Genomic DNA, 10,499 nt, shown 5'->3' on the forward strand with positions numbered 1-10,499 from the left:
GGCGGCAGTGCCGGATGTGGTGTCTCCGGGATGACAGATGTCATGCCGGACGACGTGCCGTGTGTCGTACGGGACGGCATGCGCGCAGGCCGGACGGTTCACCCGGGGACACCCGGGCGAGTCCGTCCGGCCTGCGCGCTCGTGCGCGTGCGCGTGCGCGTACGCATACGCATACGCATACGCATACGAGGATCAGCCGGCGTGCGGCGTCAGCTCGCGTTCGTCTCGATCACGCCGATCCGCTCCGCGGGCGTCTTGCCGACCAGCGCCTTGCCCATCGCCTGGGCGACGTCCGTGGCCTGGACCGGGGTCTTGGAGCCGTTGCCGCGCTGGATCAGGACTCCGTCGAAGACGTTGCCGTACAGCTTCTTGAGCTCTTCCAGGTTGTAGTGCACCTGGAGGGTGCCGTTCGAAAGGGGCCTCGTCTCAAGGATCTTCGGCAGCGACCTCGCCGGGCCGAACGGGATCGACTTGGCGCCCGCCTTGATCGTGACGTTGGCGGACATGGCCGGCTTCGCGAAGGTCGTCATGAACTTGTCGACCTCGGCCTTGGCGATCCGCGGCTTGCGGGTGGTGACCGGCACCCGGACCGCGCCCGCGCCGCCCGTCTCGACCTGCTTCTTGTACGCCTCGGCGACCGCCGTGGTCGACGCCTGCGGGTCGATCCCCTTGCCGACCTTGCCGTAGACCGGGACGGCCTTGCCGGGCAGGAACTTGACCGTGCCCTCCTTCGCCGTGCCCGAGCCACCCGCGGCGCGCTCCAGGGCGGCCGCCAGCTTCTCCTCGTCGACGGGCATGACGGGCTCGACGACCCGCTGACCGCCGAAGAGCGAACCGATCACGGAGACCGGGTTGTAGTCGCTGCCCGCGGCCTCGCGGACGGTGGCCTGGCTGTCGAGGGTCAGGCCCGCCTGGTCCGGCTTGAGCGTGACCGACGTGCCGTCGACCGACAGCTTCAGGGGCTTGGTGACGCGCGCGCCGAGGGCGTCGTCGAGCTTCTTGACGGCCTCGTCGCGGGTGCCGCCGCCGATGTCGACGCCGAGGACGGTGGTGCCCTTCGGCACGTCCGCGTGGTTCATCAACAGGCCCGCGCCGTAGGCGCCGCAGCCCAGGACGACCACGGCGACCGCGACGAGGACCAGCTTGTTGCGGCCCTTCTTCTTCGGCGCGGGCGCGGCGGGCGGCACGTTCGAGCGGACCGGCTCGGGCAGCTTCGGCGGGGTGTGCGGCACCGGTCCGTCACCCTGCGGTCCCGACGGGAACGGCGAGTTGTCCTGTACGGGCGGCACGACGGGGATGCCGCTGGTGAGGGTCTCACCGGAGACGTTGCCGCCGGGCGCGGAGCCGCCGGGGCCACCGGGGGCGCCGGGCACGCCAGGCACGCCGGACATGGGGCCGCCGCCGCCGACGGGCGGGCGCGGGCCGCCGGGCGGCGTGGCGGGGCCGGACTTCTGCGGCGTGAGGATCGCGGTGTCGTCGCCGGCAGCGCCGGAACGGGGCGGCCGCCCCGCGGAGTTGGCCGGAGCGCCGGGGCCGCCGGGCCCGCCGGGCGCCGGAGTGCGGGCCCCGGAGGCGGGCGCCCCCACCGGGCTGTCGCCGGTGACCGGGCCGCCGGTCGGGCCTGTGGGGGGCTGCCCTGCGGGGTTCCGGGAGCCCCCGGCCCCACTCGCACCCGCGCCCGTGCCCGCGCTCCCGGAGAAGTACGGCAGATCGCCACGCTGCGGGTCGCCGCCCTGCGGGGCGCCCGTGCCGAGCGGCCCCGACGCCACGGCGCCGGAGACGTCGAAGGAGCCCGTACCGGAGCCGTTCGACCCTGAAGCGCCGGAAGCGCCTGAAGCGCCGGAACCGCCCTGGGCGGGCTTGCGCGGCGCGAACCAGTCGCTCGTCTTGTCCTCGGCCGCCGCGGAGGCCGCCGTACCGCCGTCACCCGGTCCGGCACCGCTGCCGGCCCCGGGGGCGAGCGGGGCTCCGGCGCCCATGGAACCGCCCGCGTCGCCCGCTCCGGGAGCACCCGGCAGGCCGTCGTCACGGCGGTCGTCGTCGTCCGCGTTCGCGAAGTCCCCGCGCGCGCCGTCGTCGCCGACGGGCGTGCGCATGACGACCGGCGGGATGGGCCGCGAACCGGGGATGTTGATCCGGATGCGGGTGGTCAGCGTGGTCTGGGTCTCGGGCTCTTCGGGCCGCTCGTCGGCGGCCTGCCGCCGCACTCCGTCCTGGCCGCCGTCGGCGGCACCCTGGGCCGGGGAGCCGTAGGGCGGCGTCCCCGAGGGGTATGCGGCTCCACCGCGCCCCTGAGGGCCGGAGGACGAACTGTCAGTTTCACGACTCAAGGCAGGTTCTCCTGGTTGACTCCGCCGCCCGTCTCGACCTCATCCGGGGTCCCCCCGGCCGGAGGTTGGGGAGGCTCGGCGGCCGCACCACCATACTGGCCGCCGTCGGCACTCATCCTTTGACCGGCGTCAAACCCGTGCGGGACACGGGCCGAAGTGGTACGTCACTTGCCAAGTCGGGCGGCGGGACCGCTCGGTTGCGAGCCCTGCCCGAGCGTGGCGCACATCACAGCAACGGCCATTCCGCCGAGCAGGAAGCCGTACGAGCCGAGACCCGCGCCGAAGAGGAAGTCGCCCTCGGGTCTGGTCGCGGTGAGCAGCAAGACCGCCACCAGCCAGCCCGCGGCGGGCGCGACGGCCCCCGCTCTGGTGCCGGTGGCCCGCGACCCCCCGTAGAAGAGTCCGGCGGCGCCGAGGAGCGCGAGCAGCAGCCCGGCCGGGAAGAAGCCGCCCTGGACGAGTGCTCCGGCGACGCCGACGACGGCGCCGAGCACGAAGAGCCCCGCGTACGCGGCGAGCCGCCCCGGTCTCACGGGCTGGGCGAGGAAGCTCCCCGCGGGCGCGGCGGCACCCGCGCCGGACGCCGCGGCGGCGGTCTTCTCGGAGGCGCCGGAACCGGCACCCGACGACGCACGGGATCGCGTACTCACAGCGCGGTCACCTCGGCCACATCCGTCACCCTTTCGAGACCCGCGAAGAGATCCGTCTCGCGGGCCGTTCCCTCAGTGGAGGCTGTGGGGACTTCTCCCCGCACCAGCTCGTAGTACTCCACCTCGAAAATCGGCTGCGCGAGCTCGTTCGAGAGGATGAAGAGCGGGCCGCTCACCGTGATCTGGGTGGCGTGGGCCGCCATCGCCGCGGCCTTGGCCGCCTTGTAGGGGCGGCCGTCGATCTCCGTGGTGATCCGCTCGTCGTCCGTGACGCCCGGCACGTCGGCGACGACGGCGGGCGCAGCGAACGGCGAGTGCCGCAGCGCCCCCGACATCCACCGGAAGCGCTCCTCGACCACGGACCGCGGGGCGCGGTTCCAGTAGATCTTGGCGACGGTGTGCGGGTCGCCGAGGTCCGCGCGGAAGGCGGGCTCGGAGGCGAGCTCGGCGGCGCGCATGGCGACGCGGTGCGCCTGGATGTGGTCGGGGTGGCCGTACCCCCCGTCGGGGTCGTACGTGACGAGGACCTGGGGGCGCACCTCGCGGATCACCTCGACGAGGTACGCGGCCGCCTCGTCGAGGTCGGCCGACCAGAAGGCGCCGGGGCGGTGGTTCTGCTCGACGCCCATCATTCCGGAGTCGCGGTAGCGCCCCGTGCCGCCGAGGAAGCGGTGGTCGCTGACCCCGAGCGCCTTCATGGCGGCGGCCAGCTCCCCGATGCGCTGGGCGCCCAGGGTGTCCTCTCGGTCGGCGGCGAGATGGGCGAGGTCGGCCGGGATGACCTCGCCCTCCTCGCCCAGCGTGCAGGTCACCAACGTGACATGGGCGCCCTCGGCCGCGTACTTGGCCATGGTCGCGCCGGTGGTGATCGACTCGTCGTCGGGGTGCGCGTGCACGAGCAGCAGGCGCCGGGCGGGCAGTTCCGTCATGGGACCACCCTACGAGTCCCCGGCTCAGAACTTGATGTCGCCGATCACCCCTGCCACGTTGGTCGTCAGCTCGTTGATGGTCGGCGCGACGGACGAGCTCGCGAGGTAGAAGCCGAGCAGCGTACAGACGACCGCATGCCCCGCCTTCAGACCTGACTTCTTGACCAACAGGAAGACGATGATCGCCAGCAGCACCACCGCCGAAATCGAGAGTGCCACGGCGGTCACCTCCAAGTCGTTGCCGTAACCCAGTGCGGACGCCAGCAGGTTCATACCCACCAAGCGCTACGGATCATAACTATCCGTGTGGACGCATGAGTCGGAGCACGGCAGCACAGGGGGGCGCATGCGCCATAGGCTCGGGGGATGACCACCGAGATCCCCGGAATTCCCAGGCCCGACGAGAGCCCGGCACAGCGGCTCTCCTTCCCGCGTCAGCACGCCCGCACCCAGCGTTTCACCCTCGGCGCGCCCCGCGCGTTCACGGTGTCGCCGGACGGTTCGCGCGTCGCGTTTCTCCGTTCGTCCTCCAGTACCGATCGAGCCAACCGGCTCTGGGTCCTCGATGTGTCGGACGGTTCCGTCGAGCGCGAGGTGGCCGATCCGCTGCTGCTCCTCGGCGGCGCGGCCGAGCAGTTGTCCGCCGAGGAGCGCGCGCGGCGCGAGCGCAGCCGTGAGGGCGGCGCGGGCATCGTGGGCTATGCGACGGACGCCGCGGTGGAGCTGGCGGCGTTCGCCCTGTCGGGCCGCCTCTTCACGGCGGAGCTGCGGGCGGGCACGGCGCGCGAACTGCCCGCGCCGGGGCCGGTGATCGACCCGCGCCCCTCGCCCGACGGGCGTCATGTCGCGTACGTCGCGGGGGGCGCGCTGCGCGTGACGGGGGCCGACGGCACGGGCGACCGGGCCCTCGCGGAGCCGGAGACGGGCCAGGAGGCGACCGTCACGTACGGCCTGGCGGAGTTCATCGCGGCCGAGGAGATGGCCCGTTCACGGGGCTTCTGGTGGTCGCCCGACTCCACCCGGCTGCTGGTCGCCCGGGTGGACGACGCCCCGGTGCAGCGGTGGTGGATCGCGGACCCGGCGCACCCGGACCGCAAGCCCGAGCAGGTCGCGTACCCGGCCGCGGGCACGCCCAACGCGGACGTGCGCCTCTTCGTGCTCGGCCTGGACGGCGCGCGCACCGAGGTGGCCTGGGACCGCGCGCGCTTCCCCTACCTGGCGCGGGTGCACTGGTCGGCGGACGGCGCCCCGCTGCTGCTCGTGCAGTCCCGCGACCAGGGCAGCCAGCTGTACCTCGCGGTGGACCCGGACGACGGGTCCACCCGGATGGTGCACGCGGAGGAGGACGCGGACTGGCTGGAACTCTTCCCCGGCGTCCCGTGCTGGTCGCCCAGCGGCAAGCTGGTGCGGATCGTGGACGAGGGCGGTGCCCGCGTCCTGGCCTGGGGGGAACGGCCGCTGACGGGACCGCAGTTGCATGTGCGCGCGGTCCTCGACGTGACCGAGGAGGATGTCCTGATCTCGGCGTCGGCGGGCGAGGCCGCGGCCGACCCGGAGACCGGCGAGATCCATGTGTACCGCGTCAACGAACTGGGCGTGGAGCGCGTCTCGCAGGAGCCGGGGGTGCACTCGGCGGTCCGCGCGGGCGGCCTCACCGTCCTGGTGTCGGCCACGCTCGACCACCCCGGAGCGCAGGTACGGGTGATGCGCGAGGGCAAACAGGTGGCCGCCGTCACCTCGCACGCGCAGCGCCCGGGGCTCACTCCGCGCGTGACGCTCACCGAAGGGGGCACGCGGCGGATTCCGTGCGCCGTCCTGCTCCCCACGGATTACAAGGAGACAGACGGCCCCCTTCCGGTACTGCTCGATCCGTACGGCGGTCCGCACGGCCAGCGCGTCCAGCGTGCGCACAACATGTTCCTGACCTCGCAGTGGTTCGCCGACCAGGGCTTCGCGGTGATCGTGGCGGACGGCCGCGGCACCCCCGGCCGCTCCCCCGGCTGGGAGAAGTCGATCAAGAACGACAAGACCCGGACGCTGGAGGACCAGGTCGACGCGCTCCACGCGCTCGCCGAAAGGTTCCCTCTCGACCTGGAGCGGGTGGCGATCCGCGGCTGGTCCTACGGCGGCTACCTGGCCGGCATGGCCGCGCTGCGCCGCCCCGACGTGTTCCACGCGGCGGTGGTCGGCGCCCCGGTGACGGACCTGCGGCTCTACGACACGCACTACGAGGAGCGCTACCTCGGCGACCCGAACCAGGCTCAGGAGACGTACCGGCACAACTCCCTCATCTGGGACGACGGCCTCGTCGAAGCGGCCGAGCCGCACCGCCCCATGCTGATCGTGCACGGCCTGGCCGACGACAACGTGGTCGTGGCGCACTCCCTGCGGCTCTCCTCCGCCCTGCTCGCCGCGGGCCGCCCGCACGAGGTCCTGCCGCTGTCCGGCGTCACGCACATGACCCCGCAGGAGCAGGTCGCGGAGAACCTGCTGCTGCTCCAGGTCGACTTCCTGAAGCGGTCCTTGGGGCTCTGAGGGGCTCTGACCGGCCGCGGGCCCGCGGCCTACGGCACGACTTGCTTCTCCTCGGCGAAGTGGCAGGCCGAGGCGTGTGCCGCGGGTCCGTCCTCGTACCGGAACTCCGCGGGCACCGCGAGCGCCGGGACCTCAAGGGCGCACCGCTCCCGCGCCTTCCAGCAGCGGGTGCGGAAGCGGCAGCCGGAGGGCGGGTTGGCGGGCGAGGGCACGTCTCCGGAGAGGATGATCCGCTCCCGGTGCTCGCGCGCCTCGGGGTCGGGGACGGGCACGGCGGAGAGCAGCGCCTGCGTGTAGGGGTGCGTCGGGTGCTCGTAGATCTCCTCGTCCGAGCCGATCTCGACGATGCGCCCGAGGTACATGACGCCGACCCGGTCGGAGATGTGCCGCACGATCGAGAGGTCGTGGGCGATGAAGACGTAAGAGAGGTCGAACTCGTTCTGCAGCTTGTCCAGGAGGTTGATGACCTGCGCCTGGACGGAGACGTCGAGCGCGGAGACCGGCTCGTCGGCGACGATGATCTCGGGGCGCAGCGCGAGGCCGCGGGCGATGCCGATGCGCTGGCGCTGGCCGCCGGAGAACTGGTGCGGATAGCGGTTGATGTACTCGGGGTTGAGCCCGACCACGTCGAGCAGCTCCTGCACCTTCCGGCGGCGCGACCCCTTCGGCGCGACCTCGGGATGGATCTCGTACGGTTCGCCGATGATGTCGCCGACCGTCATGCGCGGGTTGAGCGAGGTGTAGGGGTCCTGGAACACCATCTGGATGTTGCGGCGCACCGCCTTCAGGGCGCGTCCGGACAGCTTGGTGATGTCCTCGCCCTTGTAACGGATCTCGCCCGCGGTCGGCCGCTCCAGGTTGACCAGCATCTTGGCGACCGTCGACTTGCCGCAGCCGGACTCCCCCACGATGCCGAGCGTCTCGCCCTGCGCCAGGTCGAAGTCGACGCCGTCCACGGCCTTGACCGCGCCGACCTGTTTGCGGATGACAATGCCCTGGGTGAGCGGGTAGTGCTTGACCAGTCCGCGGACCTGGAGGATCGGCTCGCCGCCGTCACCGTGAGGCATCGAGCGTCTCCTTCCAGAAGTGGCAGGCGCTCCTGCGCTCGGCGGTCAGCCCCTCGTACGTCACCCGCGCGAGCGGCGGATCGTCGGTGCGGCACACGTCCTGGGCCATGGGGCAGCGGGGGTGGAAGGGGCAGCCGGGCGGGATGTTCATGAGGTTCGGCGGCAGGCCCTTGATCGCGTAGAGGTCCTGGCCCTTCTGGTCCAGGCGCGGGATGGATTCGAGCAGGCCGAGGGTGTACGGGTGGGCGGGCGCCCGGTAGATCTCGTGGACGGGGGCCCGTTCGACGATGCGGCCCGCGTACATGACGGCGATGGTGTCGGCGACGTCCGCCACGACGCCGAGGTCGTGGGTGATGAGGATCAGGCCCATGTTCATCTCGCGCTGCAACTCCGCGAGCAGGTCCATGACCTGGGCCTGGACGGTGACGTCGAGGGCGGTGGTCGGCTCGTCGGCGATGATCAGCGAGGGTTCGAGCGCCATCGCCATGGCGATCATGATGCGCTGGCGCATGCCGCCGCTGAACTGGTGCGGGTACTGCCCGACGCGCTCCCTGGCCGCCGGGATCCGCACCCGGTCCATCAGCTCGATCGCCTTGTTCTTCGCGTCCTTGCGCGACATGCCCCGGTGGACGACGTACATCTCGCCGAGCTGGGCGCCGACGCTGAGCACCGGATTCAGCGAGGAGAGCGCGTCCTGGAAGATCATCGCCATGCCGGCGCCGCGCACCTTGCGCCGCTCCTCCTCCTTGAGCTTCAGCAGGTCCCGGCCCTGGAAGAGGATCTCGCCCCGGGTGATCTTCCCGGGCGGGACGTCGAGGATGCCCATGACGGCCTGGGCGGTCACGGACTTGCCGGAACCGGACTCGCCGAGCACGGCGAGGGTCTCGCCCGCCGCGACGCTGTAGTCGACGCCGTTGACGGCCTTGGCGATCCCGTCCCGGGTGCGGAACTCGACGTGCAGGTCGCGCACTTCGAGCAGCTTGGCCGCCCCGGGCTCCCTGCGGGCGGACGGATCGGATGCCACGGTTGCCATGGGCGCCTACCTCAGCTTCGGGTCGAGGGCGTCGCGCACCGCGTCGCCGAGCATGATGAACGCGAGCACGGTGATGGCCAGGGCTCCGGCGGGCCAGAGCAGCATGTGCGGGGCGTTGCGGATGTACGGGGAGGCGGCCGAGATGTCGATGCCCCAGCTGACGGTCGGCGGCTTCAGGCCGACGCCGAGGTACGAGAGCGTCGCCTCCAGGGCGATGTACGTGCCGAGCGCGATGGTCGCCACGACGATGACCGGGGCGACGGCGTTCGGCGTGATGTGGCGAAGGAGCATCCGGGAGTTGGAGGCGCCGAGCGCCCGCGCCGCCTGGACGTAGTCGTTGTGCTTGGCGGTGATGACCGAACCGCGCGCGATGCGGGAGATCTGCGGCCAGCCGAGCAGCACCATGAAGCCGACCACCGGCCAGACCGTGGAGCTGGTGACCACCGAGAGGAGCACCAGGCCGCCGAGTACGACGGGGATGGCGAAGAAGATGTCGGTGATGCGGGAGAGAATCGCGTCCCACGCCCCGCCGAAGAACCCGGCGAGCCCGCCGAGCACGCTGCCGATGAGCGCGACGCCGAGGGTGGCGCACACGCCGACGGTGACCGAGACCCGGGTGCCGTGGACGACCCGGGTGTAGACGTCGCAGCCCTGCTCGTTGAAGCCGAAGGGGTGGCCGGGCGCCGAGCCCTTCTGCGCGTTGGCGAGGTCGCAGTCCAGCGGGTTGCCGGAGGCGATGAGGGAGGGCCACAGGGAGATGACGACGAGGAAGAGGATGATCAGGCCCGAGACGATGAAGACCGGGTTGCGCCGCAGGTCGCGCCAGGCGTCGGACCAGAGGCTGCGCGCCGGTGCCGAGGGGCCGCCGCCGTCGGGCCCGCCGGGCGGCTTCTCCAGGGTCGTCGCCTCGCTCGCGGCGAGGTCCATCGCGCCGCCCATGCCGGTCGCCGCCATGGCGCGCTCCGGCTGCTGGGGTTCAGGCATAGCGGATCCTCGGGTCGAGTACGGCGTACAGGAGGTCGACGATCAGGTTGGCCGCCAGGAAGACCAGGACGAGGACGGTCACGAAGCCGACGACGGTCTGGGTGCTCTGGCGGAGGATCCCCTGGTAGAGCTGGAAGCCGACGCCGTGGATGTTGAAGATCCGCTCGGTGACGATCGCGCCGCCCATCAGCGCGCCCACGTCGGTGCCGATGAAGGTGATCACCGGGATGAGCGAGTTGCGCAGCAGGTGCCGGATGATGACGCGGCGCCGGGGCAGGCCCTTGGCGACGGCGGTGCGGACGTAGTCGGCGCGCCGGTTCTCCGCGATGGAGGTGCGGGTCAGGCGGGTCACGTACGCCAGGGAGACCGAGGCCAGGACGAGTCCGGGGATCAGCAGCTCGTTGACGGGTGCCTCGCTGGACACGGAGGGTTTGATGACGCCCCACTGGACGCCGAGCAGGAGTTGCAGCACGAGTCCGGTGACGAAGGTGGGGATGGAGATCACGACGAGCGTGAGCAGCAGCACCACGGTGTCGACGGGGCGCCCGCGCCGCAGCCCCGTGAGCACGCCGAGCGAGATGCCGATGACGATCTCGAAGACGACGGCGACCAGGGTGAGCCGGATGGTGACCGGGAAGGCGGCCGACATCAGCTCGGTGACCTTCTGTCCGTTGAAGGCGGTGCCGAAGTCGCCGGTGAAGAGGTTGCCCATGTACGTCAGGTACTGCTGCCACACCGGCTTATCGAGGCCGAACTCCTTCTTCAGCCGGCCGGCCGTGGCGGGGTCGCACTTGCGGTCGCCGCAGAGGCCCGCGACGGGGTCGCCCATCACGTTCACCATCAGGAAGATCAGCAGGGTGGCGCCGACGAAGACCGGGATCATCTGCAGCAGACGCCGGATCACATAACGTCCCACGGTGGCTCCGGAATTAGGGGGAGCGGCCGCCGGGCGCCCTCGCGGGGGGCCGGGG

Annotated in this window: 9 protein-coding genes; 1 reads left to right on the forward strand and 8 read right to left on the reverse strand. The window is 71.9% G+C overall.

Features of this window, described 5'->3' with window-relative positions; translation table 11 throughout:
* Positions 1 to 209: 209 nt before the first annotated feature.
* The 4 genes from ACFVYL_RS14225 to ACFVYL_RS14240 all read right to left on the reverse strand — a co-directional run bounded on the left by ACFVYL_RS14225 (position 210) and on the right by ACFVYL_RS14240 (position 4,128).
* Positions 210 to 2,330: a hypothetical protein gene (locus tag ACFVYL_RS14225; RefSeq protein WP_389715400.1), complete on the reverse strand. Its 2,121-nt coding sequence runs from the start codon at positions 2,328 to 2,330 to the stop codon at positions 210 to 212.
* A gap of 164 nt (positions 2,331 to 2,494) precedes the next feature.
* Positions 2,495 to 2,863 carry a DUF6113 family protein gene (locus ACFVYL_RS14230; protein WP_389715426.1) on the reverse strand — a complete coding sequence of 123 codons (369 nt, stop codon included), beginning with the start codon at positions 2,861 to 2,863 and terminating at the stop codon, positions 2,495 to 2,497.
* Between the two features lie 113 nt (positions 2,864 to 2,976).
* Positions 2,977 to 3,909 carry an N-acetyl-1-D-myo-inositol-2-amino-2-deoxy-alpha-D-glucopyranoside deacetylase gene (gene mshB / locus ACFVYL_RS14235; RefSeq protein WP_389715401.1) on the reverse strand — a complete coding sequence of 311 codons (933 nt, stop codon included), beginning with the start codon at positions 3,907 to 3,909 and terminating at the stop codon, positions 2,977 to 2,979.
* Between the two features lie 24 nt (positions 3,910 to 3,933).
* Positions 3,934 to 4,128 carry a hypothetical protein gene (locus ACFVYL_RS14240; protein ID WP_389715427.1) on the reverse strand — a complete coding sequence of 65 codons (195 nt, stop codon included), beginning with the start codon at positions 4,126 to 4,128 and terminating at the stop codon, positions 3,934 to 3,936.
* A 147-nt stretch (positions 4,129 to 4,275) separates the two neighbouring features.
* Here ACFVYL_RS14240 and ACFVYL_RS14245 point away from each other — a divergent pair, with 147 nt between their 5' ends.
* On the forward strand, positions 4,276 to 6,444 hold the full coding sequence (locus ACFVYL_RS14245; RefSeq protein ID WP_389715402.1) for a prolyl oligopeptidase family serine peptidase: 2,169 nt from the start codon (positions 4,276 to 4,278) through the stop codon (positions 6,442 to 6,444).
* A 29-nt stretch (positions 6,445 to 6,473) separates the two neighbouring features.
* On the opposite strand, the gene ACFVYL_RS14250 is transcribed toward ACFVYL_RS14245, so the two are convergent.
* From ACFVYL_RS14250 to ACFVYL_RS14265, 4 genes are read right to left on the reverse strand one after another with little or no spacing between them, the layout of a single operon-like run.
* Positions 6,474 to 7,511: an ABC transporter ATP-binding protein gene (locus ACFVYL_RS14250; protein ID WP_389715403.1), complete on the reverse strand. Its 1,038-nt coding sequence runs from the start codon at positions 7,509 to 7,511 to the stop codon at positions 6,474 to 6,476.
* Entirely contained in the window at positions 7,498 to 8,544 is a 1,047-nt protein-coding gene (locus ACFVYL_RS14255; RefSeq protein ID WP_389715405.1) for an ABC transporter ATP-binding protein, read from the reverse strand. Before ACFVYL_RS14255 ends, ACFVYL_RS14250 begins: the two co-directional genes overlap by 14 nt.
* Positions 8,545 to 8,550: 6 nt before the next feature.
* Entirely contained in the window at positions 8,551 to 9,528 is a 978-nt protein-coding gene (locus ACFVYL_RS14260; protein ID WP_389715407.1) for an ABC transporter permease, read from the reverse strand.
* On the reverse strand, positions 9,521 to 10,444 hold the full coding sequence (locus ACFVYL_RS14265) for an ABC transporter permease (RefSeq protein ID WP_389715409.1): 924 nt from the start codon (positions 10,442 to 10,444) through the stop codon (positions 9,521 to 9,523). The genes ACFVYL_RS14260 and ACFVYL_RS14265 overlap by 8 nt, the downstream gene beginning before the upstream one ends.
* Positions 10,445 to 10,499: the final 55 nt, after the last annotated feature.

The organism is Streptomyces sp. NPDC058308 (assembly GCF_042880275.1).
Classification (GTDB): Bacteria; Actinomycetota; Actinomycetes; order Streptomycetales; family Streptomycetaceae; genus Streptomyces.